This is a genomic window from Microbacterium sp. NPDC090003 (assembly GCF_044748385.1).
Taxonomy (GTDB): domain Bacteria; phylum Actinomycetota; class Actinomycetes; order Actinomycetales; family Microbacteriaceae; genus Microbacterium.
Window position 1 is genome coordinate 240,369 of the sequence record NZ_JBIVFW010000001.1, and the last position, 26,836, is coordinate 267,204.

At 69.1% G+C, this 26,836-nt stretch carries 24 protein-coding genes and 1 tRNA gene; 14 read left to right on the top strand and 11 right to left on the bottom strand.

Features of this window, described 5'->3' with window-relative positions:
• The first annotated feature begins 9 nt into the window (after positions 1-9).
• The 5 genes from ACIPVN_RS01155 (at position 10) to ACIPVN_RS01175 (ending at position 5,649) form a co-directional block, all read left to right on the top strand.
• Positions 10-783: an ATP-binding cassette domain-containing protein gene (locus ACIPVN_RS01155; protein WP_400438362.1), complete on the top strand. Its 774-nt coding sequence runs from the start codon at positions 10-12 to the stop codon at positions 781-783.
• Between the two features lie 97 nt (positions 784-880).
• A tRNA-Asn gene (locus ACIPVN_RS01160) sits at positions 881-956 on the top strand.
• 179 nt (positions 957-1,135) lie between these two features.
• Entirely contained in the window at positions 1,136-1,348 is a 213-nt protein-coding gene (locus tag ACIPVN_RS01165; RefSeq protein WP_400438364.1) for a heavy-metal-associated domain-containing protein, read from the top strand.
• Entirely contained in the window at positions 1,348-3,582 is a 2,235-nt protein-coding gene (locus ACIPVN_RS01170) for a heavy metal translocating P-type ATPase (protein ID WP_400438366.1), read from the top strand. The genes ACIPVN_RS01165 and ACIPVN_RS01170 overlap by 1 nt, the downstream gene beginning before the upstream one ends.
• Before the next feature lie 12 nt (positions 3,583-3,594).
• Positions 3,595-5,649 (top strand): heavy metal translocating P-type ATPase, encoded by a 2,055-nt coding sequence (locus ACIPVN_RS01175; RefSeq protein ID WP_400438368.1) that lies wholly within the window; start codon positions 3,595-3,597, stop codon positions 5,647-5,649.
• Positions 5,650-5,659: 10 nt separating this feature from the next.
• Here the strand turns inward: ACIPVN_RS01175 and ACIPVN_RS01180 are convergent, their stop codons facing one another.
• Both ACIPVN_RS01180 and def read right to left on the bottom strand, forming a co-directional pair.
• Positions 5,660-6,151 (bottom strand): hypothetical protein, encoded by a 492-nt coding sequence (locus tag ACIPVN_RS01180; protein ID WP_400438370.1) that lies wholly within the window; start codon positions 6,149-6,151, stop codon positions 5,660-5,662.
• A gap of 8 nt (positions 6,152-6,159) precedes the next feature.
• The gene (gene def, locus ACIPVN_RS01185; protein ID WP_400438372.1) at positions 6,160-6,726 is read right to left on the bottom strand and encodes a peptide deformylase; all 567 of its coding nucleotides are present in this window, start codon (positions 6,724-6,726) and stop codon (positions 6,160-6,162) included.
• 57 nt (positions 6,727-6,783) lie between these two features.
• Here def and ACIPVN_RS01190 point away from each other — a divergent pair, with 57 nt between their 5' ends.
• The gene (locus ACIPVN_RS01190) at positions 6,784-7,815 is read left to right on the top strand and encodes a DMT family transporter (RefSeq protein WP_400438374.1); all 1,032 of its coding nucleotides are present in this window, start codon (positions 6,784-6,786) and stop codon (positions 7,813-7,815) included.
• A gap of 21 nt (positions 7,816-7,836) precedes the next feature.
• Here the strand turns inward: ACIPVN_RS01190 and pgl are convergent, their stop codons facing one another.
• The 6 genes from pgl to tkt are packed head-to-tail and all read right to left on the bottom strand — an operon-like array spanning position 7,837 to position 15,953.
• Complete coding sequence (gene pgl / locus ACIPVN_RS01195; protein ID WP_400438376.1) at positions 7,837-8,619, bottom strand: 6-phosphogluconolactonase; 783 nt, start codon at positions 8,617-8,619, stop codon at positions 7,837-7,839.
• 4 nt (positions 8,620-8,623) lie between these two features.
• Positions 8,624-9,559, bottom strand: coding sequence for a glucose-6-phosphate dehydrogenase assembly protein OpcA (locus tag ACIPVN_RS01200; RefSeq protein ID WP_400438378.1), 936 nt, complete (start codon positions 9,557-9,559; stop codon positions 8,624-8,626).
• Positions 9,556-11,106 (bottom strand): glucose-6-phosphate dehydrogenase, encoded by a 1,551-nt coding sequence (zwf, locus tag ACIPVN_RS01205; protein ID WP_247622252.1) that lies wholly within the window; start codon positions 11,104-11,106, stop codon positions 9,556-9,558. Before zwf ends, ACIPVN_RS01200 begins: the two co-directional genes overlap by 4 nt.
• Positions 11,107-11,128: 22 nt before the next feature.
• On the bottom strand, positions 11,129-12,736 hold the full coding sequence (locus ACIPVN_RS01210; RefSeq protein WP_400438380.1) for a glucose-6-phosphate isomerase: 1,608 nt from the start codon (positions 12,734-12,736) through the stop codon (positions 11,129-11,131).
• Complete coding sequence (tal, locus tag ACIPVN_RS01215) at positions 12,733-13,845, bottom strand: transaldolase (RefSeq protein ID WP_400438382.1); 1,113 nt, start codon at positions 13,843-13,845, stop codon at positions 12,733-12,735. Before tal ends, ACIPVN_RS01210 begins: the two co-directional genes overlap by 4 nt.
• Complete coding sequence (gene tkt, locus ACIPVN_RS01220) at positions 13,842-15,953, bottom strand: transketolase (protein WP_400438384.1); 2,112 nt, start codon at positions 15,951-15,953, stop codon at positions 13,842-13,844. Before tkt ends, tal begins: the two co-directional genes overlap by 4 nt.
• Positions 15,954-16,160: 207 nt before the next feature.
• Between tkt and ACIPVN_RS01225 the strand changes: the two genes are divergently transcribed.
• A complete protein-coding gene (locus tag ACIPVN_RS01225) occupies positions 16,161-17,075 on the top strand; it encodes a heme o synthase (RefSeq protein ID WP_400443273.1) in 915 nt (304 codons plus the stop codon).
• Here the strand turns inward: ACIPVN_RS01225 and ACIPVN_RS01230 are convergent.
• On the bottom strand, positions 17,021-17,500 hold the full coding sequence (locus ACIPVN_RS01230) for a hypothetical protein (protein ID WP_400438386.1): 480 nt from the start codon (positions 17,498-17,500) through the stop codon (positions 17,021-17,023). The genes ACIPVN_RS01225 and ACIPVN_RS01230 overlap by 55 nt on opposite strands.
• 82 nt (positions 17,501-17,582) lie before the next feature.
• Positions 17,583-18,719 carry a heme A synthase gene (locus ACIPVN_RS01235; protein WP_400438388.1) on the bottom strand — a complete coding sequence of 379 codons (1,137 nt, stop codon included), beginning with the start codon at positions 18,717-18,719 and terminating at the stop codon, positions 17,583-17,585.
• A gap of 231 nt (positions 18,720-18,950) precedes the next feature.
• Here ACIPVN_RS01235 and sufB point away from each other — a divergent pair, with 231 nt between their 5' ends.
• Genes sufB through ACIPVN_RS01270 form a run of 7 tightly spaced genes read left to right on the top strand, consistent with a single transcriptional unit; the run spans position 18,951 to position 25,530 of the window.
• Positions 18,951-20,369 carry a Fe-S cluster assembly protein SufB gene (sufB, locus tag ACIPVN_RS01240; protein ID WP_400438390.1) on the top strand — a complete coding sequence of 473 codons (1,419 nt, stop codon included), beginning with the start codon at positions 18,951-18,953 and terminating at the stop codon, positions 20,367-20,369.
• A 1-nt stretch (position 20,370) separates the two neighbouring features.
• Positions 20,371-21,576 carry a Fe-S cluster assembly protein SufD gene (gene sufD, locus ACIPVN_RS01245; protein ID WP_400438392.1) on the top strand — a complete coding sequence of 402 codons (1,206 nt, stop codon included), beginning with the start codon at positions 20,371-20,373 and terminating at the stop codon, positions 21,574-21,576.
• Positions 21,573-21,899: a non-heme iron oxygenase ferredoxin subunit gene (locus tag ACIPVN_RS01250; protein ID WP_400438394.1), complete on the top strand. Its 327-nt coding sequence runs from the start codon at positions 21,573-21,575 to the stop codon at positions 21,897-21,899. The genes sufD and ACIPVN_RS01250 overlap by 4 nt, the downstream gene beginning before the upstream one ends.
• On the top strand, positions 21,900-22,670 hold the full coding sequence (gene sufC / locus ACIPVN_RS01255) for a Fe-S cluster assembly ATPase SufC (RefSeq protein WP_400438396.1): 771 nt from the start codon (positions 21,900-21,902) through the stop codon (positions 22,668-22,670).
• A 9-nt stretch (positions 22,671-22,679) separates the two neighbouring features.
• Positions 22,680-23,015, top strand: a complete 336-nt coding sequence (locus ACIPVN_RS01260) for a metal-sulfur cluster assembly factor (RefSeq protein WP_247622261.1) — start codon at positions 22,680-22,682, stop codon at positions 23,013-23,015.
• Complete coding sequence (locus ACIPVN_RS01265) at positions 23,015-24,169, top strand: MalY/PatB family protein (protein WP_400438399.1); 1,155 nt, start codon at positions 23,015-23,017, stop codon at positions 24,167-24,169. Before ACIPVN_RS01260 ends, ACIPVN_RS01265 begins: the two co-directional genes overlap by 1 nt.
• Positions 24,166-25,530 (top strand): MFS transporter, encoded by a 1,365-nt coding sequence (locus ACIPVN_RS01270; protein ID WP_400438401.1) that lies wholly within the window; start codon positions 24,166-24,168, stop codon positions 25,528-25,530. Before ACIPVN_RS01265 ends, ACIPVN_RS01270 begins: the two co-directional genes overlap by 4 nt.
• Here ACIPVN_RS01270 and ACIPVN_RS01275 read toward each other — a convergent pair.
• Positions 25,499-26,830 carry an acyltransferase gene (locus ACIPVN_RS01275; RefSeq protein WP_400438403.1) on the bottom strand — a complete coding sequence of 444 codons (1,332 nt, stop codon included), beginning with the start codon at positions 26,828-26,830 and terminating at the stop codon, positions 25,499-25,501. The two genes, ACIPVN_RS01270 and ACIPVN_RS01275, sit on opposite strands and share 32 nt — an antisense overlap.
• Positions 26,831-26,836 lie beyond the last annotated feature (6 nt).

The following is a 26,836-nucleotide window of genomic DNA, read 5'->3' on the forward strand; positions in this document are numbered from 1 at the left end:
ATGGAATGCATGTCCCGCCGGCACGCCTCCCCCCACGCCATCGACTGCTCCGATCTGGTCATCGACCGGATCGGGCACGGCTCTCCGACGCGTGCGGTCGACGGTGTGTCCTTTTCGCTCGCCCCGGGTGCGCTCCTGTGCATCGCCGGCCCCACGGGATCGGGAAAGTCGAGCCTCGTGGCGGCGCTGGCCGGATCCACCGATCCCTCGGTGAAGGTCGTCGGCGGGCGCGCGGAGGTCTGCGGCGTCGACGCGCGGCGTCCCGGTCGCAAGCATCGCGTGCTCACCTATCGCACGGGTTTCGTGCCGCAGGGCGCCGGAGCCGACCTTCCGCCCCGGCTCACCGTCAACGAGGTGATCGCCGAACCCATCCTGATGCGCGAGAAGCGTGTGAACACCCAGGCGCTCTCGATCCGCGTCGCCACGCTGCTCGACGAACTGCACCTGCCGCTCGGCACGGCCGCGAAGTTCCCCTACGAGCTGAGCGCGGGAATGCGCCAGCGCGTGGCGATCGCCCGTTCCTTCGTGCTCGAGCCGCGGGTGCTCATCGCCGACGAGATCCTCGCGAACCTCGATCTCGAGGTGCGTCCGGTGGTCTTCGACGCGATCACGCGGCGGAGGAAGGAGCAGTCGATGGCGGCTCTGCTCGTCACGAACGACGCCGACTTCATCCGCGAGCTCAACGCCGAGACGCTCATGCTGCGCGCCGGTCACGTGGTCGCACGGGGGGTCGGAAAGGACCTGCTCTGGGTGCCGAACGCGGAGGCGGATTCGCGACGTTGAGCGCGACACGCCCGAGAGCGCGATAACCGCCTCCGGTGTCACGTGCATCGCTCGGAGTTTGCTAAGCTTGTCGAGTTGCCCGCGCAGCGGAGCACATTCCTCGGTAGCTCAATTGGCAGAGCAGCCGGCTGTTAACCGGCAGGTTCTTGGTTCGAGTCCAAGCCGGGGAGCCAATGAGAAGCCCCTCTTCGGAGGGGCTTTTCCCTTTCCCGGAGACGTCGCGTCCACGACTCGTCGTCGCCCCCTCGTCCATCGATCGGGCGGATCCGGGTGCGCGGGGGGAATATCCGGAGTATCGTGGCGTTGCAGGTAATACCCCTGGGGGGTATTAGACAACGGCGAAGGAGTTCCCATGAGCGACACCACCATCGATTACCGGGTGACCGGGATGACCTGCGGCCACTGCGAGATGTCGGTCCGCGAGGAGGTCGAGCAGATCGCCGGCGTCGAGATCGTCGATGTCAGTGCGCAGAGCGGGATGCTGCGCATCACCGCTGCGGACGTCGACGACGCTCGGATCCTCTCGGCCGTGTCCGAGGCCGGGTACTCGGCCGTCCGCGTCTGATGACCGCCGGGGCGATCGGCGTCGACCTCGAGATCGGCGGGATGACGTGCGCGTCGTGCGCGACGCGGATCGAGAAGAAGCTGAACCGGCTCGATGGGGTGACCGCGACGGTCAACTACGCGACCGAGAAGGCGTCCGTCGAGGCGCCGGAGGGCTACGACCCGGCCGTCCTGATCGCCGAGATCGAGAAGGCCGGGTACACAGCGGCGCTGCCTGTCCGCACACAGGATGCCGACCCCGATGCCGCGGGCGACCCGGAGCTCGACGGCCTGCGCACCCGACTGTGGGTCTCGGTCGTTCTGACCGTCCCCGTCATCGCGATGGCGATGATCCCGGCGCTGCAGTTCCCTTCCTGGCAGTGGGCATCGTTGACGCTCGCGGCTCCCGTCGTGGTGTGGGGCGGGTGGCCGTTCCACCGAGCGGCCTGGGTGAACCTCCGTCACGGTGCGGCGACCATGGACACGCTCGTGTCGATGGGCACGATCGCGGCGTTCCTCTGGTCGCTGTACGCGCTGTTCTTCGGCACGGCGGGCATGCCGGGAATGACCCACACGTTCGAGTTCGTGCTCACGCCGTCCGACGGTGCCGATGCGATCTACCTCGAGGTCGCGGCGGGTGTGACGGTGTTCATCCTCGCCGGTCGGTACTTCGAGAAGCGATCGAAGCGACGAGCGGGGGCGGCGCTTCGCGCTCTGCTGGAGCTCGGTGCGAAGGACGTCGCCGTCCTCCGGGACGGCGTCGAGCGGCGCATCCCGGCAGAGGGCCTACGGATCGGCGACGAGTTCGTGGTGCGCCCCGGCGAGAAGATTGCGACCGACGGTGTCGTCGTCTCAGGCACGTCCGCCGTCGACGCCTCGATGATGACGGGCGAATCGGTGCCCGTCGAGGTCGCTGCGGGAGACTCGGTCACCGGTGCGACCGTGAACGCCAGCGGTCGCCTCGTCGTGCGGGCGACGCGGATCGGGGTCGACACCCAGCTCGCGCAGATGGCGCGACTGGTGGAGGAGGCGCAGACCGGGAAGGCCGAGGTGCAGCGCCTGGCCGATCGGATCTCGGGTGTCTTCGTGCCGATCGTTCTGGTGATCGCACTCGGCACCCTCGTCGCCTGGTTCGCCGTCGGTGGGTCTACCACGATGGCGTTCACTGCCGCTGTCGCCGTCCTGGTCATCGCATGCCCCTGCGCCCTGGGCCTCGCGACCCCCACCGCACTGCTGGTGGGCACCGGCCGCGGAGCCCAGCTGGGTGTCCTCATCAAGGGTCCCGAGGTGCTCGAATCCACGCGCGCCGTCGACACGGTCGTGCTCGACAAGACGGGCACGATCACCAGGGGTGCGATGAGCCTCGTGGGCGCGATCGTCGAGCCGGGAACGGACCGCGCGGAGCTGCTCCGCCTCGCCGGTGCTCTCGAGGGCGCATCCGAGCATCCGATCGGCCGGGCGATCGCGCAGGCGGCGGCGGAGGCGGGAACGCTTCCGGTGGTCGACGGCTTCGTCAACCATCCGGGTATCGGCGTGGAAGGCGTCGTGGACGGGCATCGGGTGCTCGTCGGACGCACGGCGCTGTTCGCCGAAGCGACGAGCACGCGCGACCGCTCCCTTCTCACCTCCCCGGGTTTCCACGAGGAGGCGGGGCGCACGGTCGTGACGGTCGGCTGGGACGGAACGGTCCGCGGAGCGCTCGTCGTGGCGGATGCCGTCCGGCCGACGAGTGCTGAAGCGGTCGTGCAGATGAAGGCGCTCGGGCTCACCCCGGTGCTGTTGACGGGCGATGACACGGCCGTCGCGCGTCATGTCGCCCGAGAGGTCGGCATCGACGAGGTCATCGCCGAGGTTCTCCCCGCGCAGAAGGCCGAGATCATCGCACGGCTGCAGGCCGAGGGGCGAACGGTCGCGATGGTCGGCGACGGGGTCAACGATGCGCCCGCGCTCGCGCGCGCCGACCTCGGCATCGCGATGGGGACGGGAACGGATGCCGCGATCGAGGCATCCGACATCACGCTCGTCCGCGGGGATCTGCGCAGCGCCGTCGACGCGATCCGCCTATCGCGCCGCACGCTGCGCACGATCAAGACGAACCTCTTCTGGGCCTTCGCGTACAACGTGGCGGCGATCCCGGTCGCCGCCCTCGGACTGCTGAACCCGATGCTGGCCGGCGCCGCGATGGCGTTGTCGAGCGTGTTCGTGGTCGGCAACAGCCTGCGCCTGCGCGGATTCCGCAGCATCGCGCGAGAGTGAGAGGACGGATCGATGAGCGAGACGCACATGTCGGCGCACCACGAGCACGACGCATCGGCCCCCGTGGGACGCGCGGCCACCGATGCGCACTCCGGGCACACGGGACATGCCGGTCACGGTGATCATGTGGGCCAGTTCCGGCGACTCTTCTGGATCAACCTGGTGCTCGCTGTTCCCGTCGTCCTGCTCTCGCCGATGTTCGCGATGATCATCGGCTACGACATCCCCGAGGGCGGCGTGCGCATCGTCGCTCCGGTCATCGGCTCGGTGATGTACGTCTGGGGCGGTAGACCGTTCCTCCAGGGTGCCGTCGGCGAACTGCGCGCTCGACGCCCCGGCATGATGCTGCTGATCGCCCTCGCGATCACGGTCGCGTTCTTCGCATCGTGGGGAGCGACGCTCGGAGTGCTGCATCGCGAGCTGGAATTCTGGTGGGAGCTCGCCCTCCTCATCGTCATCATGCTGCTCGGCCACTGGATCGAGATGCGCTCGCTCGCGCAGACGACCTCGGCACTCGACTCACTCGCCGCGCTTCTGCCCGATGAGGCCGAACGCATCGAGGGAGATCGCTCCGTGCGCGTGTCGCCGGACGAACTCCGCGTGGGCGATCTCGTCGTCGTGCGCCCCGGCGCGCGGATCCCCGCCGACGGGCGGATCGTCGACGGCAGCGCGGCGATGGACGAGTCGATGATCACGGGAGAGTCGCGTGCCGTGACCCGCGCACCCGGCGATATCGTCACGGCGGGTACGGTGGCGACCGACTCGGGCCTCCGTGTGGAGATCACGGCGGTCGGTGACGACACGGCGCTGGCCGGCATCCGTCGCCTCGTCGAGGATGCGCAGAACTCGACCTCGCACGCTCAGCGGCTCGCCGATCGGGCGGCGGCGCTGCTCTTCTGGTTCGCCCTGATCTCCGCGGCGGTGACCGCCGTGGTGTGGTCGGCCGTCGGCGACGTCGATGCCGCCGTCGTGCGCTCGATCACGGTCCTCGTGATCGCCTGCCCGCACGCCCTGGGTCTGGCGATCCCGCTCGTGGTCTCGATCGCGACCGAACGGGCCGCTCGCGCCGGCATCCTGGTGAAGGATCGGTTGGCGCTCGAGCGCATGCGCACCGTCGATACGGTGCTGTTCGACAAGACCGGAACGCTGACGCGGGGTGAGCCGGTCGTCACCGATATCGCGGCAGCAGACGGCATCGATCCGAATCGCGTGCTCGCCTTGGCGGCATCGGCGGAGGGCGACAGCGAACACCCCCTGGCCCGAGCGATCGTCCGTGCGGCCGAGGAACGCGCAATCGACATCCCGCCGGCGAACGGCTTCTCGTCGTCGCCGGCGGTCGGGGTCCGTGCGGTCGTGGACGGCGCCGACGTGCGCGTGGGCGGCCCGAAGCTGCTCGACGAGATCGGAGCGGACGAGCTGCCCGTCGCCGAGACGTGGCGGGCGTCGGGCGCGATCATCCTGCACGCGGTGGTGGACGGCACGGTGATCGGCGCGTTCGCGCTGGCCGATGAGGTGCGCGCCGAATCCCGCGCGGCGATCGACGACCTGCGTCGACGCGGCGTGGAGGTCGTCATGATCACCGGCGATGCGCAAGCGGTCGCGGATGCCGTGGCCGCGGACCTCGGCATCCGACGGGTGTTCGCGGGGGTGCGTCCGGAGGACAAGTCGTCGAAGGTCGCGGAGCTGCAGCGGGAGGGACGGACCGTCGCGATGGTGGGGGACGGCGTCAACGACGCCCCCGCACTGGCGCAGGCCGACGTGGGCATCGCGATCGGCGCGGGTACCGACGTGGCGATCGCCTCGGCCGGAGTGATCCTGGCGCGCTCCGATCCCCGTTCCGTCGTCTCCGTCATCGAGCTGTCGCGTGCGACCTATCGCAAGATGTCGCAGAACCTGTGGTGGGCGGCCGGATACAACCTGCTCTCCGTGCCTCTGGCCGCAGGAGTCCTGGCGCCGATCGGTTTCGTGCTGCCGATGTCGGTCGGTGCCGTGCTGATGTCGCTGTCGACCGTGGTCGTGGCGCTCAATGCGCAGCTGCTGCGGCGGATCGACCTCCGACCGCGATGACGGCGAGGAGCTAGCGGGAGGCTCCCGCGAGCGTGCCGGTCACGGGTCCTGCGGGGTCGAAGACGACGCACTGGATGGTCCGGTCGTCGTGCTCGTCCCACGAGGTCTCGCTCGGGACGAGGGGGAACACCTCGAACACCGACTCGGCCTTCTCGATACCGACGAAAGCCGTGTAGGGATCGCCGATGCACTCCATGCTCGCCGCATCGATGTCGGTCTCCGAGAAGTCGCCGTCCGGCATGATGATCTCGTGGAAGACCTCTTGGTCGTGGGACGCCGTGCAGGGCACCACGTCGATGTCTTCGCGCAACCCGCTGGGGGCGTCCATGATGCAGTCGCCGACCTCGAGAGCGACGATGTCGATAGTCGCCTCCTCGGTCACCTGTCCGGTGCCGGCATCCCGGTCGGGTCCGTCGTCGGCGGTGCTGCAACCGAGCAGCGCGATCGATACAGTCGCGGTGAGTGCGAGCGCGGCGAGGCCGCGGCGTGTGCGCCGGATCATCTGCGTGCTCAGCCTTCCAGGTCGTCGACGCCGGGCATCCAGCTCGCCCCGGGCCGGCCCCAGCCGCGCTTTCGGGCGATCTTCTGCGCGGTCTTCCAGTCGCCGTCCGACAGGCGGTCCACGTAGAGGATGCCGTCGAGGTGGTCGAACTCGTGCTGCATGATGCGTGCGCGCCATCCATCGACCGCGATCGAGACCGGGGCGCCGTCGAGGTCGATTCCCGTGACCCGGACGTGCTCGGACCGGCGCAGGGGGAAGCGCTCGCCCGGGAACGACAGGCAGCCCTCGGACTCGAGGTCGGGGTCGGGGGCACCGGGCTCGAGCGGGGTGATCCACAGTTCGGGGTTGATGATGACGCCGCGCCAGGGCTGATCGTCGTCGTCGACGTACGAGTACGTGTAGATGCGCAGACCGACGCCGACCTGCGGTGCGGCCAGGCCGACACCCGGGGCGATGTCCATCGTCTCGAACATGTCGGCGACGAGCCTACGGATCTCATCGGTGATCTCGTCGACGGGAGAAGCGGGGGAGTGCAGAACGGGGTCGCCCATGATGCGAATCGGAAGTACAGCCACGTCACAACCCTACTGGGCGCACTGCGACAGGTAGGGTCGTAGGGTGAGCGCAGGGGTGTGGAAGTGAACTCGGTAGAAGACGTCGGCGAGCAGCTCGTCGGTGTCTTCCAGAACCCCGGTCTGCTCCTCGGCATCCCGCTGGCCCTGGCCGGTGCGGTGTTCATGTCGCTCGGCGCGCAGTACCAGCACCGCGGCGTCGAGAAGGTCGAACGCCTCAGCGGCTCGCAGGGGACGTCGGGCCTCAGCTTCGACCAGCTCCGCAGGCTGCTCACGCGCCCCTCGTGGATCATCGGCACGCTGATGCTGGGCCTGGCGATCGTGTGCCAGCTCGCCGCGCTCGTACGCGCTCCCCTGATGGTCGTGCAGCCGCTCGGTGCCATCGCGTTGGTGATCACGACGCTGCTCAACGCCCGCATCTCCGGCCACTCGCCCACGAAGAAGTCCATCACCGCGATCATCTGCTGCGTCGGCGGCATCTTCCTCTTCGTCTTCTTCGCCGCGCTGTTCGCCACCGAGCGCGAGGTGCAGGACCGCGAGTTGTTCGTGATCCTCGCCATCCTCCTCGTCGTGATCATCGTTCTCGGGGCTTGCTGGCTCGTGCTGCGGCACCGCATGCGCGCCCTGTTCTATGTGATCGGCGCCGGCATCCTCTATGGGTTCGTCGCCACCCTGGCGAAGGTCGTCATCAAGCGCATCGAGGCCGGGCAGTTCGAGTGGATCACCGCGATTTGCGTGATCGCGCTCGTCGCCGCGGCCGCGGTCGGAGCGTACTTCGTGCAGACCGCGTACAGCTCCGGCCCGCCCGACCTCGTCATCGCGGGCCTCACGGTGGTCGACCCGCTCATCGCCGTGCTCATCGGAATGGTGATCCTCGGCGAGGCAGCCGCTGCGCCGCCCTGGGCGCTCGTGATCTACGGGGTCGCCGGGGCCATCGCGGTGTACGGCGTGGTCAACCTCGCCCGGTACCACCCGCAGGTGCTCAGCGAGAGCCAGGAGATCGGCATCACGCGCGGAAGCGACGGCGGCCCCGCAACGTCGGACCCCGGCGCCGCGCAGGCACCGGGGTCCGACGAGACCGATCGTCCGTAGGGCGGTACTCGGTCCGCCCGATCAGTACGCCTGATCGATGAGATCCGGCGAGACTTCGGAGGCAGCGGCCTCGTCGACGAAGAACACCGTGCGCTTACGACCGCGGGCACCGGCGACCGGCACACTCGTGTAACTCGCGCCGGCGAGGGCGAGGCCCAGCGCCGACGCCTTGTCGGCACCCGTGAGCACCAGCCAGACGCGCTTCGAGGTGTTGATCACCGGCCGCGTCAGCGTGACGCGCTCGGGAGGAGGCTTCGGCGAGTTGCGCACGGGGAGCGCGGCGGCATCCGTCACGGTGACCTCCTCGCGATCGGGGAACAGCGAGGCGATATGCCCATCGGGACCCACGCCGAGGAAGCACACGGCGAACGCGGGCCACGGGTTCTCATCCGTCCCGAATCGCGCGAGCTCGGCGGAGTACGCCGCCGCGGCCTCGTCGAGGGTGAGGCCGTCGTCGGAGCCGGCGACCTCGTGGATGTTCTCGGGCGGCACCGGGATGTGGTCGAGCAGCGCCTTCCGCGATTGGAGTGCGTTGCGGTCGGCGTCATCACGCGGCACGAAGCGCTCGTCGCCCCACCAGAAGTGCACGAGCGACCAGTCGATCGACTCCGCTCGCGGGTCCTCACGCGTCGCGGTCAGCACAGCGCCGCCCATCGAACCACCCGTGAGGGCGACGTGGGCGATGCGACCGTTGACGGTACGGGCGCGCAGACGCGTGAGGAAACGATCGGCGACCCGCGCGGCCACGTCGGCGGGGGTCGCCTCGATCACGACCCGCTTCTCTGCGGACGATGCGTCACTCACGTGGTCACTCTCCCGTCTCGGGCGGGCCCAGCTTCTCCCAGCCCTCGGTGATCACTCGACCGTACAGAAGATCGGGATCCAACCGGCGCAGTTCCTCGGCGAGGCACTCGCGAAGGGTACGACGGGGGAGGTGGAGATCGTGGTTCGGCTGATCGGGCTGCGTGAGCTGAGCGACGCCCGGCGACGGACGCTCGAGCAGGATGTCGCCCGACGCGCGGGTCAGCCGCACCGAGCGGATGCCGTCGTGCCAGACCTCCGGCTGCTCGGAGAACCAGCGGACCGGAACCTCGAGAGCGAGCTGCAGCCAGGCGGCGAGAAGCGCGGTCGACGGGGAGGCAGCGGCGCCGCGGACCTCGATCGCGGTGATCGGCTCGAACGGCGGCTGATCGAGCACGGCGGCGAGCTGCTCGCGCCAGTGCGTCAGACGGGTCCACGCGAGGTCGGTGTCACCCGGGGCGTGGGTCTTGCCGAGCAGCGCGAGGCGGTCGCGCACGTCGTGCGCCGTCGCGGCATCCGTGATCCGGCGCTGGGCGATGCGGCCCAGCGGCGAAGACGACGGAGAGGTCGGTGCCTCTTCCGGCCACCAGGCCACGACCGGAGCATCCGGCAGCAGCAGGCCCGTGATGAGGCTCTCTTCGTTGCTCGCGGCGTCGCCGTACGCGTGAAGCACCACGACCTCGCTCGCTCCGGCGTCCCCTCCGACGCGGATCTGGGCGTCGAGACGGGACTCGCCCTCACCCGTGGTGAGCACGATGACGCGCATCGGGTGCTCGCGCGATGCATCGTTGGCCGCGTCGATGGCTGCCTCTGCGACGCCGTTGCGGGCCGAGATCACGAGGGTCAGCACACGGCCGAGGGCGACGGCGCCGCCTTCTTCGCGCACCTTGACGAGCTGTTTGGCGACCTGGCTGACGGTCGTGTCGGGAAGGTCGATGATCACGGTCGTCTCCAGACTCGTCCGTCGCGGGCCAACAGGGCATCGGCGGAAGCCGGACCCCACGAACCGGGTGCGTATTGCTCGACCGGGCCGCCCTCGGACGCCCAGAACTTCTCGACCGGGTCGAGGATCTTCCACGAGAGCTCGACTTCCTCGTGCCGCGGGAACAGCGGCGGATCGCCCAGGAGGACGTCGAGGATGAGACGCTCGTAGGCCTCGGGGCTGGCTTCGGTGAAGGCGTGGCCGTATCCGAAGTCCATCGTCACATCGCGCACGTTCGACCCGCTGCCCGGCACCTTCGACCCGAAGCGGATCGTGACGCCCTCGTCGGGCTGCACGCGGATGACCAGCGCGTTCTGTCCCAGCTCAGAGGCGTTGCCGCGCCCGAACAGGTGCTGCGGAGCGCGGTTGAAGACGACGGCGATCTCGGTGACGCGACGGCCCAGACGCTTGCCGGTGCGCAGGTAGAACGGCACGCCCGACCAGCGGCGCGTGTCGATCTCGAGCTTGATCGCGGCGTACGTCTCGGTGGTCGACTCGGGGTTCATGCCCTCCTCGTCGAGGAAGCCGGTGACCTTCTCGCCACCCTGCCATCCACCCGCGTACTGGCCCCGCGCGGTCGCTTGCGAGAGGTCGTCCGGCACGTGCACCGCCGCGAGCACCTTCTCCTTCTCGGCCCGCAGATGCTCGGCCGAGAGGCTGATGGGCTCCTCCATCGCGGTGAGTGCGAGCAGCTGGAGCAGGTGGTTCTGAATGACGTCGCGCGCGGCGCCGATCCCGTCGTAGTAGCCCGCGCGTCCGCCGACGCCGATGTCCTCGGCCATCGTGATCTGCACGTGGTCGACGTAGTTGCGGTTCCAGATCGGCTCGTAGAGCTCGTTGGCGAAGCGCAGAGCGAGGATGTTCTGCACCGTCTCCTTGCCCAGGTAGTGATCGATGCGGAAGATCGAGTCGGCCGGGAACGCGACCTCGAGCGCGGCATTGAGCGCACGCGCGGAATCCAAGTCGTGTCCGAACGGCTTCTCGATCACCACGCGACGCCAGCGCGAATCCTCGTCGGCGTCCTCCCCGACCAGTCCCGAGTCCTTGAGCTGCTTCGCGACGAGCGGGAAGTCCTTCGGAGGGATCGACAGGTAGTACGCGTGGTTGCCCATGGTGCCGCGTTCGACGTCGAGTTGGTCGACGGTGTCCTTCAGCTTCTGGAACGACTCGGGGTTGTCGAACTCTCCCGAGACGAAGCGGATGCCCTGCAGCAGCTGCGCCCACGTCTCCTCGCGGAACGGCGTGCGTGCGTGCTGCTTGACGGCCTCGTAGACGACCTGCGCGAAGTCCTGGTCCTCCCAGTCTCGTCGGGCGAACCCGACGAGAGCGAAGCCGGGCGGGAGGAGGCCGCGGTTGGCGAGGTCGTAGACCGCCGGCATGAGCTTCTTGCGAGACAGATCTCCGGTGACGCCGAAGATCACCAGGGCGCTGGGCCCGGCGATCCTGTTGAGACGGCGGTCATCGGGATCGCGCAGCGGGTTGTGCCCGCGCGAGAGAGGAACAGACATCGGTGAGGGATTCTCCTGCTGACTACTTCTGTGCGGCTTCGAAGAGGGTGAGCACGTCGGCCGACGAGTCGGTGATCGTCAGGGAGACGACGGGACGACCGTGCTCGGCCAGGACTGCGGCGTCGCCGGCAGCCTGAGCCTCGATGAGCTGGCCGAACGTGAACGGTCGCTCCGGGATCTCGAGATCGACGTCGGTGCGCTCGAGGATCTGCAGGAAGACGCCCTGGGCGGGGCCTCCCTTGTGGTACTGACCCGTGGAGTGCAGGAAACGCGGTCCCCAGCCGAACGTCGTCGGGCGACCGGAGTCGGCGGCGACGAGCTCGCGAAGGCCCTGCAGCTGGGGGACCTCGAGGCGGTTGACGTAGGCCTGGATCGAGACGTACCCGTCCTCGGCGAGCTGCGCCCACAGGGCGTCCAGGACGCCTTCGACGGTGCCCGAGACGGCGAGGGCCGGGTCGGACACGCGCACCTCGACACCGTTCTCGGTGAACGCCGGAGCCGTCGGCTCCGGGCGCGCGTCGAGAAGACCGCGGGCCGCGACCTTCGCCGACTCGACGTCGGGCTGGTCGAACGGGTTGATCCGCAGCAGGTGGCCGGCGATCGCGGTGGCGTACTCCCAGACGATGAGCTGCGCACCGAGCGAGCCGCTGACGAGGATCTCGCCCTCGTGGCGCTCGTGCAGGTGGAACTCGTTGGCGTCGTCGACGAGACGGACGATCTGCAGATCGGCGGGCTTCGCATCGAGCTCGGGGGAGACCGGCAACAGGACCACGGGGAGGATTCCCGTACCCTCCTTGCCCGTGGACTCGGCGATCAACTGCTCGATCCAGTCCGGCAGGCCCTTGATGTGAGTGCCGTCGGTGATGAGGCCCAGCTTGTCGCGACGGGGGTTCGTGGCGGCGATGGCCGCGCCGAGGCGCAGCGCGGGGTTCTCGGCGGAGTCGACCGCGACCTCGAGCAGAGACGCCTCGGCCTCGTTCAGGAGCTCGTCGATGTCGACGCCGGCGAGGCCCGAGGGCACGAGGCCGAACGCCGTCAATGCGGAATAGCGTCCGCCCACGTGGGGGTCGGCGTTGAACACGCGGTAGCCGGTCTCGCGCGCCGAGACGTCGAGCGGGGAGCCCGGGTCGGTGACGACGACGATGCGCTCCAGCGGGTCGATGCCGAGGTCGCGGAAGGCGGCCTCGAACGTACGGCGCTGGGAGTCGGTCTCGACGGTCGATCCCGACTTCGAGGAGACGACGAGCACGGTGTCGGCGAGTCCTTCGTCGAGGGCCGCGAGCACCTGGCCCGGGGCAGTCGAGTCGAGGATCGTGAGCGGCTTGCCCGCGGTCTGGGCGATCACCTCGGGGGCGAGCGACGATCCGCCCATGCCCGCGAGGACGACGCGGTTGACGCCCTTCGACGCGAGCTGTTCGCGGAGTGCGACGATCTCGTCGACGAGCGGACGCGAGACCGAGACGGCCTCGACCCAGCCCAGACGGATGGAGGCCTCTGCCTCGGCGGCCGGGCCCCAGAGGGTCGGATCGCCGCCGGTGATCCGCGAGGCTACCAGGTCGCGTACGAGCGCAGGGACGACCTCGTCGATCGCGACCCGAGCGTCGCCGGAGGCGTGGATGCCGAAGGTCATCGCTGTGCCTCCAGGGTCTCGGTGACCTGCGCGAGCAGGTCGTGCCAGGAGTCGATGAACTTCGCGACGCCTTCATCCTCCAGCACCTGGGTGACGTCGACCAGGTCGATTCCGACCTCCGCCAGCGCGTCGAAGACCGCGTGCGCCTCGGCGTACCCGCCCGTGATGGTGTCGCCGGTGACGACGGCGTGGTCGAACGTCGCCTCGAGCGTCTTCTCGGGCATCGTGTTCACGACTCCGGCTGCGACGAGCTCGGTCACATAGAGCGTGTCGGGCAGCGAGGGGTCCTTGACCCCGGTGGAGGCCCAGAGCGGGCGCTGCAGGTTCGCGCCGGCGGCGAGGAGGTCCTGCGCGCGCTTCTCCGCGAACTTCTTCTCGAACAGCTCGTAGGCCAGACGCGCGTTGGCGAGGCCGGCCTTGCTCTTGAGGGCCTTGGCCTGGTCGGTGCCGATCGCGTCGAGGCGCTTGTCGGTCTCGGTGTCGACGCGCGACACGAAGAACGAGGCGACCGAGTGGATGCCGGCGAGGTCGATGTCCGCCGCCTGCGCGCGCTCGAGACCCGCGAGGTAGGCGTCGATGACCTCTTCGTAGCGCTCGAGGCTGAAGATCAGAGTGACGTTGACGCTGATGCCTGCGGCGATCGCCTCGGTGATCGCGGGGAGACCCGCCTTCGTCGCGGGGATCTTGACGAGGAGGTTGGGGCGGTCGATCTTGCTCCACAGCTCCTTGGCCGATGCGACGGTGCCGTCGGTGTCGTGCGCGAGGTCGGGCGAGACCTCGATCGACACGCGGCCGTCGACGTGGTTCGAGGCCTCCCACACCGGACGGAACACGTCGAGTGCGGCGGCGACGTCCTGCGTGGTGGCCGCGAACACGGCATCCTCGGCGGAGGCGCCGGCGGCGGCGAGCTCGGTGACCTGGGCGTCGTACGACGTGTTGCTCTTGTCGGTGAGCGCGTTGGCGAAGATCGTCGGGTTCGTGGTGACACCGACGACGTTGCGCGTCTCGATCAGCTCGGCGAGGTTGCCGGAGGAGATGCGGGTGCGCGAGAGGTCGTCGAGCCAGATGCTGACGCCGGCGGCGGCGAGCTGTGCGGTGGGGGTGCTCATGCGTTCTCCTTGGTGCTGTGTGCGGCGATGGTCTCGCGAGCGGCCGCGATCACGGCCTCCGTGGTGATACCGAACTTCTGGAACAGGGTCTTGTAGTCGGCGGATGCGCCGAAGTGGTCGATGCCGACCGAGCGTCCGCGGTCGCCGACGATGCCGCGCCACGTGAGCACGGAGCCGGCCTCGACCGAGACGCGCGCGGTGACGGCGGCGGGGAGCACGCTCTCGCGGTACTCGTCGTCCTGCTCGTCGAACCACTCGAGCGAGGGCGCCGACACGACGCGCACACCGATTCCCTCGGAGGCGAGTGCGGCGCGGGCCTCGACGGCGAGCTGCACCTCGGAGCCGGTGGCGATGATGATGACGTCCGGCGTGCCGTTCGCGGCCTCGGCCAGCACGTAGGCACCGCGGGCGGTGCGGTCGGCCGAGGCGAAGACATCGCCGTCCGCGTCGCCGTCGCCGCGCTCGAACACCGGGATGTTCTGACGGGTGAGGGCGATACCGGCCGGACCCGCCTGGCGACGCAGTATCTCGAGCCACGCGGCCGAGGTCTCGTTCGCATCGGCGGGGCGCACGACGGCGAGGTTCGGGATGGCGCGCAGGGTCGCGAGCTGCTCGATCGGCTGGTGCGTCGGGCCGTCCTCGCCGAGCGCGACGGAGTCGTGGGTCCAGACGAAGACGCTGGGCACGTTCATGAGCGCGGCCAGACGCACGGCGGGACGCATGTAGTCGCTGAAGATGAGGAAGGTGCCGCCGAAGGCGCGGGTCTTCCCGTGCAGCACGATTCCGTTGACGATCGCGCCCATGGCGTGCTCGCGGATGCCGAAGTGCAGTACGCGGCCGTAGGGCGCGCCCGACCACTCGTGCGTCGACCATTCCTCCGGGATGAAGGACGGGGCGCCCTTGATCGTGGTGAGGTTCGACTCGGCGAGGTCGGCCGATCCGCCCCAGAGCTCGGGGAGCTCGGCGGCGAGGGCGTTGATGACCTGGCCCGAGGCCGCGCGGGTCGAGACATCCTTGCCGGCTTCGAAGACCGGGAGGGCGTTCTGGATGTCGGAGGGCAGCTCGCCCGCCTCGAGACGGTCGAGGAGCTGCTTGCGCTCGGGGTTCGCCGCGGCCCAGGCGTCGAAGGACTCCTGCCATTCTGCGCGGATGCCGGCGGCGCGGTCGGCGAGACCGCGGGTGTGGGCGATGACGTCATCGGCGACCACGAACGTCTCCTCGGCGTCGAAGCCGAGGACCTTCTTCGTGGCGGCGAGCTCGTCGGCGCCCAGAGCCGAACCGTGGATCTTGCCGGAGTTCTGCTTGCCGGGCGACGGCCAGCCGATGATCGTCTTGAGGATGATGAGCGAGGGCTTGGAGGTCTCGCCCTTCGCGGCGTCGATGGCCGCGTTCAGCTCGGCGACGTCCTCGACGTACTCGCCGGTCTTCTTCCAGTCCACCGTCTGCACCTGCCAGCCGTAGGCCTCGTAGCGCTTTGCCACGTCTTCGGTGAAGGCGACGTTGGTGTCGTCCTCGATGGAGATCTGGTTCGAGTCGTAGATGGCGATGAGGTTGCCGAGCTGCTGGTGGCCCGCGAGCGAGGACGCCTCGCTCGTCACGCCTTCCTGCAGGTCGCCGTCGCCGGCGATCACGTAGACGAAATGGTCGAACGGGCTGGTGCCCGCTGCAGCCTCGGGGTCGAACAGGCCGCGCTCGTAGCGGGCGGCGTAGGCGAAGCCCACGGCTGAGGCGAGGCCCTGGCCCAGCGGACCCGTGGTGATCTCGACGCCCTTGGTGTGGCCGTACTCGGGGTGACCGGGGGTGAGCGAGCCCCACGTGCGCAGCGCCTTGAGGTCGTCGAGCTCGAGGCCGAAGCCGCCGAGGTAGAGCTGCACGTACTGCGTGAGCGAGGAGTGTCCGACCGAGAGGATGAAGCGGTCGCGCCCGAGCCAGTCGGTGTCGGCCGGGTCGTGCCGCAGCACGCGCTGGTAGAGGAGGTAGGCGGCGGGGGCGAGGCTCATGGCCGTGCCGGGATGTCCGTTTCCGACCTTCTCCACGGCGTCCGCCGCCAGGAGGCGTGCGGTGTCCACCGCGCGCCGATCGATCTCATCCCACTGCAATTCCGACACGTTCATGCCCTTTCCGACAGTTTCGAGGGCGCCCGTATTCCCTGCGCCTCCGCATCGTCACGGAGAGTGTGCACAGCGCCGGGCGCGAGTGTTTTCAGCATAGCGGGGTGGGTCAGACCCCAGACCCCGTCTTACGCTCCGAGTCCGCTCTGCGCAGTGCCCTAGACTGGAAGGGCTGTCATGACGTATGCGGAGGAGGCGATCGAGATCTCGACGATGTCTGATCAGACCGTGGGGAAGCAGTCCATCGGTCGCACGGTGAAGGCGTACGTCGCCCTCACGAAGCCGCGCGTCCTCGAGTTGCTGCTCGTGTCGACCGTCCCGGTCATGTTCCTGGCCTACGGCGGCATGCCGGATCTCTGGCTGGTGCTGGCGACCGTCATCGGCGGCGCGATGAGCGCCGGTTCCGCTGCGGCCTTCAACATGTATCTCGACCGCGACATCGACGCGCACATGCACCGCACCGAGAACCGCCCGCTCGTGACGGGCGAGGTCACTCCGCGCGGCGCCGTGGTGTTCTCCTGGACCCTCGCGGTGCTCTCGACGGTCTGGCTGCTGGTCACGACGAACTGGCTCGCCGCCGCGCTCTCGGCTTTCGCGATCTTCTTCTACGTCGTGATCTACACGATGCTGCTCAAACGCCGCACCGAGCAGAACATCGTCTGGGGCGGGATCGCCGGGTGCTTCCCGGTGCTGATCGGCTGGGCGGCCGTCACCGGATCGCTCGACTGGCCCGCGTTCATCCTGTTCCTGCTGATCTTCCTGTGGACGCCGCCGCACTACTGGCCGCTGTCGATGAAGTACCGCGACGACTACGACGACGTCGACGTGCCCATGCTCGGAGTCACGCGCAACGCCTCGCAGGTCGGCCTCCAGGTCATCCTCTACGCGTGGGCGACCCTGGCGTGCTCGCTGCTGCTGGTGCCGATCGCCGGGATGGGCCTGGTCTACACGGTCTCGGCCCTGGTCTTCGGCGGATGGTTCGTCTACGAATCGCACCGCCTGTACAACCGTGCGGTGCGGGGGACCGAGGCGCGGCCGATGCGAGTCTTCCACGCCTCGATCACCTACTTGACGTTGATCTTCGTCGCGGTCGCGGTCGACCCGCTGCTGCCCTTCTGATCGTCGGTCTCGGCATCCGTCTCGTTCTGCTCGCCGGCGGGAGCGTCGGAGGACTCGTCCGCTGAGGGCGCCTCGGTGGCGGCCGTGGCCGTCGCGTCGTCGACAGGAGCGGTCGGATCGTCGGTGCCGGCCGACCAATCGATGGGCTCGACGACGACGGGCGTCGCCCGGGGGATCAGCGACTGCACGGCGACGAGGGCGACGGCGAGGAGAATGCCGAGCACGCCCGCACCGAGCAGGGCCGCTCCGACGACGACCAGCGACTGACCGACGTACACCTCGATCCCCGTGGCCGTTCCGTCGAGGAGCGTCGTGGTCATCGTCCCGATCTGGCCGGAGACGAGCCATCCGCCCACCGCGGTCGAGGCGAGTGCGAGCACGAGGAGCAGCCAGAATCCGATGCTGCGTGTCAATGACTTGTTCATGCCGACCACGATCACGGACGCGCTGATGACTCCGGTATGCGCAGCCTACGGATCGGCTGTCCCCGCACGTCGAGACGTGCGATCAGTCGGCCGACGAAGTGCTCTCGTCGACCGGGCGCTTCAGCTTCAGCACGACGACCGTGTAGGTCGCGGCCGACAGTGAGGCGAGCACCATGTGGATGCCGACCAGCAGCGGCGGCAGTCCCGCGCGCGCCTGCCAGACGCCGACGCCGACCTGGACCGCGATGGCCAGGACCAGCACGACGAGCCACTTCCGCGGCGGGACGCGCAGCGCCCACGCGGCGACGGTCAGGGCGAGCACCAGCGCGGCGAGGATGTAGCCGGGCCACGAGTGCACGTGTGCGAGCACCGTCGCGTCGAATCCGTGCCGCAGCACGTCCTGATCGCCGGAGTGCGGGCCGGAACCGGTCGTCAGCACGCCGAAGAGGATGGTGATCGCGAGCGCCAGCCCGGTGAGGTGGCTGAGGATCATGAACCAGGTCGGGACCGCGCGCTCTCGCGGTCCCGGAACGGCATACACCCGCACGAGGAATGCGGCCGTGACGCACACCAGGAGCAGGGAGGAGGTGTAGTGGAATCCGACGATGAACGGGTTCAGGCCGGTGAGCACCGTGATGCCGCCGACGAGCGCCTGCGCCATGACACCGGCGAACACGACCCAGGCCAGGACGACGAGATCGCGGCGGGTCGAGGTGCGTCGCGCCGTGTGGATCGCGGCGGAGATCACCGCGAGGAGCAGGACGGCGGATGCCACGGGGAACGCGGGAACCGGAAGACCGGTGAGCGTGACGAGCGCATATGCCGCGGCGGCCGCCACGATGCCTCCCGCCGCATAGCGGAGCGCGCGGAAGACCGAGCGGGATCCGTCGGTCAGGTGCAGCACGAGCAGCACGACCACCAGCGCGATGACGCCCACGACGCCGGTCATCAGCCGGTTGCCGAACTCGATCGCGCCATGGATGCCCTGGTCCGCCAGGATCGGGACGAGGGACTCCGGTGTGCAGAGGGGCCATTCCGAGCATCCGAGCCCGGAGCCCGTCAGGCGCACGGCCCCGCCGGTTCCGATGATGATCGTCTCGGTGAGGAACGACAGCCACGCGAACACGCGGAGGACGCGCCCCCACGGCGAGGTGAGTGCTGCGGGTCGCAGATCGAGCTCCGCGGGGGCGGTGCGGGCGAGCGTGGCGGTGTCGGGCATGGGGCCTCCGGCGCGCTTCGCGCGGGACGGGCGGCCCGTCCGCGAAGCGGAGCCTGTAGAATCGGATTGTTGCGATGCGCGCTCGAGGGCGCGGATGCATCGATAACAGTTTAGGCGCGAAGGATGCGCCGGTGATGAGGGCCCACCAGCGGCACCCGCTCCCCGCAGACTCGACGGGGATCAGGTGTGTCGGGGCGGATGACACCGTTGAGGCCCAATGAGGAGAGTGTGATGTCGGATGTGCTGATCGACCGCCCGGAGCTCGATGGGCTGGGGGTGTACGAGTTCGGCTGGCACGACGCTGACGCCGCCGGCGCCGTCGCGAAACGCGGGATCTCCGAAGAGGTCGTCCGTGGTATCTCGGCGCTCAAGAGTGAACCCGAATGGATGCTGAAAACCCGTCTGAAGGGCTATCAGCTGTTCGGCCGCAAGCCGATGCCGACCTGGGGCGCCGACCTCAGCGACATCGACTTCGACAACATCAAGTACTTCGTTCGCTCGACCGAGAAGCAGGCGCAGTCGTGGGAGGACCTCCCCGCGGAGATCCGCGAGACGTACGAGCGCCTCGGCATCCCGGAGGCCGAGCGCCAGCGCCTCGTCGCCGGTGTGGCCGCGCAGTACGAGTCCGAGGTCGTCTACCACCAGATCCGCGAGGACCTGGAGCAGCAGGGTGTCATCTTCATGGACACCGACACCGCGCTCCGCGAGCACCCCGAGTTCTTCGAGGAGTACTTCGGCACGGTCATCCCTGCCGGCGACAACAAGTTCGCCGCCCTCAACACCGCGGTCTGGTCGGGCGGTTCCTTCGTGTACGTCCCCAAGGGCGTGCACGTCGAGATCCCGCTCCAGGCGTACTTCCGCATCAACACCGAGAACATGGGGCAGTTCGAGCGCACCCTGATCATCGCGGACGAAGACAGCTACGTGCACTACATCGAGGGCTGCACGGCCCCGATCTACAAGTCCGACTCCCTGCACTCGGCCGTCGTCGAGATCATCGTGAAGAAGAACGCGCGCGTGCGCTACACGACGATCCAGAACTGGTCGAACAACGTCTACAACCTCGTCACGAAGCGCGCGGTCGCGCACGAGGGAGCGACGATGGAGTGGGTCGACGGCAACATCGGCTCGAAGGTGACGATGAAGTACCCGTCGATCTACCTCATGGGCGAGCACGCCAAGGGCGAGACGCTCTCGGTCGCCTTCGCCGGCCCCGGCCAGCACCAGGACGCCGGCGCGAAGATGATCCACATGGCTCCGTACACGCAGTCGTCGATCGTCTCGAAGTCGATCGCCCGTGGCGGCGGTCGTGCGGGATATCGCGGCGAGGTCCGCGTCGATGCGAACGCCCACCACTCGGCGAACACGGTGCGCTGCGACGCGCTGCTCGTCGACACCAAGTCGCGCTCCGACACCTACCCGGCGATCGACATCCGCGTCGACGACGTGCAGCTCGGTCACGAGGCCACGGTCTCCAAGGTCAGCGAGGAGCAGCTCTTCTACCTGCAGTCGCGCGGCATGCCCGAGGACGAGGCCATGGCAATGATCGTGCGCGGCTTCATCGAGCCGATCGCGCGCGAGCTGCCGATGGAGTACGCGATGGAGTTGAACAAGCTCATCGAGATGGGCATGGAAGGATCGGTCGGCTGAGATGACCTCCCAGACGACGACGCCCACGGCGTCGCACCATTCGAGCGCGCACGTCGACCCGGCGGCGCAGGTGGCGGACGCCGGCTTCGTGCCGGTGCAAACCCGCTCCGAGCGCCCGCACTCCTTCGAGCCCGCCGACTTCGGCGTGCCGACGGGGCGCGAGGTGAACTGGAAGCACACCCCCGTCGCGAAGCTGACGGCGCTCTTCGAGACCGCCGCGCAGAACGACGGGGTCGCCTACGCGTTCTCCGCCGGCGAGCAGTACCTCGCGGCACCGCTCGCGATCGGCACCGCCCCTCGCGGTGAGTTCTTCCGCGGCGAGGACATCACCGGCGCGGTTGCCTGGCAGGGCGCGACGGAGGCGATGCACATCCGCATCCCGCGTGAGGAAGAGGTCGCCGAGCCCATCCTCCTCACCATCGAGGGTCGGGGTGCCGACCAGCGCGCCGACGCCCACATCGTCATCGAGGCTCTCGAGCACAGCTCGGCGACCGTCGTGCTGAACCACGTCGGTGCCGCGCAGTACGCGCAGAACGTCGAGATCATCGCCCGCGCCGGGTCGCGTCTCACCGTGGTGACCCTCCAGCAGTGGCAGGATGCCGCGGTGCACACCTCTGCGCACCAGGCGCGTGTCGACGCGGATGCGGTGCTCAAGCACTTCGTCATCAGCTTCGGCGGCGGCGTGGTGCGCGTGAACCCCAACGTGGAGCTCGCGGGTGCGGGCTCGGAGGGCTACCTCTACGGTCTGTCGTACGCCGACGCCGGGCAGCACCTCGAGAGCCAGGTCTACCTGCACCACAAGGGCCCGCACACCAAGGGCGATGTCCTGTACAAGGGTGCTCTGCAGGGCGAGAGCGCCCACAGCGTCTGGATCGGCGACGTGCTGATCGGCCCCGATGCCACCGGCACCGACTCCTACGAGGCGAACCGCAACCTCGTGCTCACCGAGGGCGCCCGCGCCGACTCGATCCCGAACCTCGAGATCGAGACGGGCGACATCCTCGGCGCCGGACACGCCAGCGCGACGGGTCGTTTCGACGACGAGCAGCTGTTCTACCTGCAGGCTCGTGGCATCACCGAGGAAGAGGCGCGTCGTCTCGTCGTACTCGGTTTCCTCACCGACATCGTCCAGCGCCTCGGCATCCCGACGCTCGAGTCCGAACTCCTCGCTGCGATCGAGGCGGAGCTCGCGGCGGTCTCGGCATGAGCGCCCAGCGCGTGTGCGGTGTCGCGGAGCTCGAGCAGGACACACCGATCCGCGTCGAGCCCGACGGCGTCCCGATCACCGTGATCAAGGACGGCGAGGGCGTGATCCACGCGATCGGCGACACCTGCACCCACGGCGACATCTCGCTCTCCGAGGGCTTCGTCGAAGGTGAAACGGTCGAGTGCTGGGCCCACGGCTCGGCGTTCTCCCTGCTCACCGGCAAGCCCCAGAACCTCCCTGCTTACGAGCCCGTCCCCGTCTACGTCGTCGAGATCGACGGCGACGACGTGCTCATCGACCCGACTGTGACGAAGGAAATCTGAATGTCTGTTCTCGAGATCCGCGACCTCCACGTGACGGTCGAGACCGAGGCGGGGGCCACCCCGATCCTCAACGGAATCACCCTGACCATGAACACGGGTGAGACCCACGCCATCATGGGCCCCAACGGCTCGGGCAAGTCCACGCTGGCCTACACGATCGCCGGCCACCCCAAGTACACCGTCACCGGTGGGTCGATCACCTTCGACGGTGAGGACGTGCTCGCGATGAGCGTCGACGAGCGCGCACGCGCCGGTCTGTTCCTCGCGATGCAGTACCCCGTCGAGATCCCCGGTGTGACGGTCACCAACTTCCTGCGCACGGCCAAGACCGCGCTCGACGGCGAGGCCCCCGCGATCCGCGCGTGGACCAAGGACGTCAAGGCGGCCATGGCGAACCTGCGCATGGACCCGAAGTTCGCTCAGCGCAACGTCAACGAGGGCTTCTCCGGCGGCGAGAAGAAGCGTCACGAGATCCTCCAGCTCGAGGTCCTGCAGCCGAAGTTCGCGATCCTCGACGAGACCGACTCCGGCCTCGACGTCGACGCGCTGAAGATCGTCTCCGAAGGCGTCAACCGGGCCAAGGAGGCCACCGGCCTCGGCGTGCTACTCATCACGCACTACACGCGCATCCTCCGCTACATCCGCCCCGACTTCGTGCACGTGGTCGTCGCCGGCAAGATCGTGGAAGAGGGCGGCCCCGAGCTCGCCGACCGGCTGGAAGACGAGGGATACGACCGTTTCCTCGACCCCGCCGCTCCCATCGAGGCGTAGGCTGACCGCATGACCGCGACCGCGACGCTGACCGACGAGAAGTACGACGAGGTCACCGAGGCTCTGAAGGACGTCATGGATCCCGAGCTCGGGATCAACGTCGTCGACCTCGGACTCATCTACGACCTGGCGTGGGATGACGAGAACGATGCTCTCGTTATCCACATGACGCTGACGAGCGCCGGATGCCCGCTGACGGACGTGCTCGAAGAGCAGACCGCGCAGGCCCTGGACAAGGTCGTCGACCGCTTCCGCATCAACTGGGTGTGGATGCCGCCGTGGGGTCCCGAGCGGATCACCGACGACGGCCGCGACATGATGCGAGCACTCGGCTTCGCCATCTGATGCTCGAGGTGAAGGCGCTGCCTCTCGCCGAGCTGCGCCGACGCACGAGCGAGAAGTGGCGCGAGTACCCCGAAGACGTCCTGCCGCTGTTCGTGGCGGAGACGGACTTCCCGCTGGCACCGGAGATCACGGCGTCGCTCCAGCGTGCGCTCGATCTCGGTGACACGGGGTATATCGCGTCGCGGACACTGCTGAACGAGACTTACGCGGCCTTCGCGCGGCGACGGTTCGGCTGGGATCCCGATCCGGCACGGATGCGCAGCACGGCGGACGTGAGCATGGGGATCGTCGAGATCCTCCGCCGGGTGACCCAGCCGGGGGAGCGCGTCGTCGTGACCCCTCCGGTGTATCCGCCCTTCTACGACCTCGTCGCCGAGGCCGGAGCCGAGGTCGAGCGTGTGCCCTTGATCGACACCGGCTCGCGCTGGGAGCTCGATCTCGACGGCATCCGCGTGGCGTTCCAGGACGGGGCGACCGCGATCCTGCTCTGCAATCCGCACAACCCGACGGGCACCGTGCACGATCGCACAGCGCTGGCCGCCCTCGCGGATCTCGCCGCCGAGTTCGGCGTGGCGGTGGTCTCCGACGAGATCCATGCGCCGCTCGCGCAGCCCGGCACGGGGTTCACCCCGTTCCTCGCCGTGAACGACGTCGCCCGTCGGGTCGGCTATGCGGTGGTCAGCGCCAGTAAGGCGTTCAACCTCGCGGGCCTCAAGTGCGCGCTGATGGTGACGGCCGATGACGCAACCTACGCCGTGGTGCGCGACCTGCCCATCGAGGTGGTCTGGCGCACGGGGCAGTTCGGTCTGATCGCCGCCGAGGCGGCGTTCTCGGAGAAGAGCGACCCCTGGCTCGACGGGCTTCTCCGCACTCTCGACGAGAACCGCGTACTGCTCGAGGATCTCCTCGTGCGGCACCTCCCGGGGGCGCGGTACCGCCTGCCGGATGCCGGATATCTCGCCTGGATCGACCTGCGACCCCTGGGGTGGGGAGACAACCCCTCCCGTCGTATCCTCCGCGAGGCCAAGGTCGCCCTCCACAACGGCGCGGCGTTCGGCGACGAGGGCGCGGGGTTCGCCCGACTGAACTTCGGCACGAGTCCCGAGATCCTCACCGAGGCCATCGAGCGCATCGCGGCGCTCGTCGGTCGATGACGGCCCCGCAGCCCGTCGCGTCGATCTGGGACCGGAGCCGCATCTGGGTCACGACCGGCGCGATCGCGCTGATCTTCCTCGCCGCGATCGAGGCTCTCGCGGTGACGACGGTGATGCCGATCGTCAGCGCGGCCCTCGACGGGGGAGCGCTGTACGCGGTCGCCTTCTCGGGCACTCTCGCGACCGGCGTCATCGGCATGGTGGCGGCGGGCGCCTGGTCGGACGCCCGCGGGCCGCGGGGTGCGCTCTACGTCGCGGTCACGCTGTTCCTGGTGGGCCTCCTCGTCTCGGGCTTCGCCGTCACCATGCACCAGTTCCTCGTCGGGCGACTCGTACAGGGGCTCGGCGCCGGCGGCCAGACCGTCGCGCTGTACGTCGTCGTCGCGAGGCTGTATCCGCCGCACCTGCACGGACGGATCTTCGCCGCGTTCGCTGCGGCCTGGGTCGTGCCGTCGATGATCGGGCCCTTCCTCGCCGGAGCCGTGGCCGAGCACATCGACTGGCGTTGGACGTTCCTGGGGGTCGCCGTGCTCACCGGTGTCGCGTTCGCGGTGATCGCGGTGCGCCTGCGCGGGGTCGATCTCGGGCACGGAGAGCCGCAGGACCGGCGGTTGATCGTGACCCGCCTGCTGCTCGCGGTCGTCGTGGCCGTTCTCGCCGTCGTGATCGGCTTCACCGCCGACATGGTGCCGCAGGTGCGCTGGCCGGTCGCGATCGGCGCGCTGGTGGTCATCGGTATCGCCATCCTGCCGCTGCTGCCACGGGGCGCTCTCCGGGCCAGACGTGGGCTGCCGAGCGTCGTGCTCATGCGCGGCATCGTCGCCGGGGCCTTCTTCGCCGCCGAGGCGTACATCCCGTACCTGCTCATGGAACGCTTCGAGTTCACGGCGACCTGGGCCGGCATCGCCCTCATGTTCGCCGCGCTCGCGTGGGCCGGGGCATCCGCACTGCAGGGGAAGTACGGCGAACGGCTCGGAAACCACCGCATCACCACGATCAGCCTCGCGCTGCTGCTGGTCGCCCTGTTGTGCGTGCTCCTCGCCGCCCTGTACGGGGTCTCGCCTCTCGTGGTCGTGATCGGATGGGGCCTCGCCGGCGGCGGAATGGGCCTTCTGTACCCACGGCTGACCGTGCTCACCCTCGCCTACTCCGACGAGAGCAACCAGGGATTCAACTCCTCGGCGCTCTCGATCTCGGACTCGACGGGCTCGGCGGTCACGATCGCCTTCGCCGGTCTCGCCGTCGCGACGCTCGGCGGCGGAGCGAGCACGTTCTGGGTCGTGTTCGTGTTCTGCCTGGCGCTCGTCGGCGTGGCGGCGATCCCCGGACTCAGGCTCGGACACGCGGCCGAGCGTTCCTGAGAGTGGAGCGGGGACTCCCTCGACCTCGCATCGGCGCAGCCGCGAGGCGGAGGGCGACGAGGAGCAGGCCGACCGCGATCACGGCTGTGACGGGTGTCGTGCCGAGCACGAGCAGCAGCACCACGCCGATCAGCCCGCTCAGAACCGCGAACACGATTCGCCGGGTCGCGGCGGTCGGCATCGGCGGGCGACGCGTCTCGATGCGCGTGAACGGGATCGCGACGAGGGCGGTGAGCGTCAGCGCCGTCGCGAGCCAGAGCGGGCGATCCGCCCACCACGCGGCGCTTCCCACTGCCGGGAGCGTGCTGCCGTCGCCGATCGCGACGAGCGCCGTCACGCCCGCCAGGGCGAGCAGCACCGGCATGTGCCAGAGGTACACCGTCATCGTCCGTCGGCCGATGAAGCCGCTCACGGCTGCCGCGAAGGGGCGAGCGCTGAGGGCGGACAGACGGGTGCGGTTCAGCGACAGGGCGCAGGTGTGCGCGATACCGACGAGGATCAGCGCGGACGTCGGCGGGTTGATGTGCGCGATGAGGTCGGGGGAGCAGAGGCCCGTGGCGAAGGCGAGGAGAAGCGCGAGCGCCGCGCCCGCGCCGATGCGCACCCGGGTGCGACGAGGCAGCGCGTCGATGCTGCCGTCGGCGAGGAAGAACCCGATCTGCTGGAGCGCGAGCCAGACGAACGCCAGGTTGAGGAACCCGAGGGCGTCGACGCCGCTGACCGCCCTCACGACGTCGACGGCGGCTGCGGCGGAGACCAGCACGGCGAGGGTCAGGAGCGGCCGGGTCCGGTGCACGTGCGCGAGCGCGGGGAGGAGCGCCTGGCACAGGAGGAAGACCGCGAGGAACCACAGCGGCTGCCCGTAGCGGTAGCCCGCGACGGCGACGAGGTCCACCGGCACGCCGAGGACCGTCAACGCCCACAGAGCGACACCGATGACGGCGATCGTGACCACGGCGGGCCGCAGCAGTCGGTGCACCCTCCCCGCGATGAAGCTCCGCGCATCGCCCCCGCGGGCGAGCACCGAACGGTAGGCGAGCAGTCCGGAGAACCCGCCGATGACGAAGAACAGGGGCATGACCTGCAGCGCCCAGCTGACGGGCACGATCCACCACGTGCCGGTGCTGGCGTTGTCGAAGACGGGTCGTCCGTCGACGACGGAGACGCCGACCATGATCGCGTGCAGCAGCACCACGCCGATCACGCAGAGCGAGCGGACGAGGTCGATGCCGGTGTCACGGGTGCCACGAGCCTCGACGCTCGTGATGTCTCGGACGGGGGGTGCCTGCACGATGGCCATGAATCC

Bases quoted from the DNA above. Each gene is read 5' to 3' on its own strand.
- ACIPVN_RS01230 (WP_400438386.1), bottom strand. From the start codon at position 17,500: ATGAACAAGTCATTGACACGCAGCATCGGATTCTGGCTGCTCCTCGTG.
- ACIPVN_RS01265 (WP_400438399.1), top strand. From the start codon at position 23,015: ATGCTCGAGGTGAAGGCGCTGCCTCTCGCCGAGCTGCGCCGACGCACG.
- ACIPVN_RS01170 (WP_400438366.1), top strand. From the start codon at position 1,348: ATGACCGCCGGGGCGATCGGCGTCGACCTCGAGATCGGCGGGATGACG.
- ACIPVN_RS01175 (WP_400438368.1), top strand. From the start codon at position 3,595: ATGAGCGAGACGCACATGTCGGCGCACCACGAGCACGACGCATCGGCC.
- ACIPVN_RS01260 (WP_247622261.1), top strand. From the start codon at position 22,680: ATGACCGCGACCGCGACGCTGACCGACGAGAAGTACGACGAGGTCACC.
- zwf (WP_247622252.1), bottom strand. From the start codon at position 11,106: ATGTCTGTTCCTCTCTCGCGCGGGCACAACCCGCTGCGCGATCCCGAT.
- ACIPVN_RS01155 (WP_400438362.1), top strand. From the start codon at position 10: ATGTCCCGCCGGCACGCCTCCCCCCACGCCATCGACTGCTCCGATCTG.
- ACIPVN_RS01210 (WP_400438380.1), bottom strand. From the start codon at position 12,736: ATGACCTTCGGCATCCACGCCTCCGGCGACGCTCGGGTCGCGATCGAC.
- ACIPVN_RS01165 (WP_400438364.1), top strand. From the start codon at position 1,136: ATGAGCGACACCACCATCGATTACCGGGTGACCGGGATGACCTGCGGC.
- tal (WP_400438382.1), bottom strand. From the start codon at position 13,845: ATGAGCACCCCCACCGCACAGCTCGCCGCCGCCGGCGTCAGCATCTGG.
- ACIPVN_RS01250 (WP_400438394.1), top strand. From the start codon at position 21,573: ATGAGCGCCCAGCGCGTGTGCGGTGTCGCGGAGCTCGAGCAGGACACA.
- ACIPVN_RS01235 (WP_400438388.1), bottom strand. From the start codon at position 18,719: ATGCCCGACACCGCCACGCTCGCCCGCACCGCCCCCGCGGAGCTCGAT.
- sufD (WP_400438392.1), top strand. From the start codon at position 20,371: ATGACCTCCCAGACGACGACGCCCACGGCGTCGCACCATTCGAGCGCG.
- ACIPVN_RS01180 (WP_400438370.1), bottom strand. From the start codon at position 6,151: ATGATCCGGCGCACACGCCGCGGCCTCGCCGCGCTCGCACTCACCGCG.
- sufB (WP_400438390.1), top strand. From the start codon at position 18,951: ATGTCGGATGTGCTGATCGACCGCCCGGAGCTCGATGGGCTGGGGGTG.
- ACIPVN_RS01270 (WP_400438401.1), top strand. From the start codon at position 24,166: ATGACGGCCCCGCAGCCCGTCGCGTCGATCTGGGACCGGAGCCGCATC.
- sufC (WP_400438396.1), top strand. From the start codon at position 21,900: ATGTCTGTTCTCGAGATCCGCGACCTCCACGTGACGGTCGAGACCGAG.
- ACIPVN_RS01275 (WP_400438403.1), bottom strand. From the start codon at position 26,830: ATGGCCATCGTGCAGGCACCCCCCGTCCGAGACATCACGAGCGTCGAG.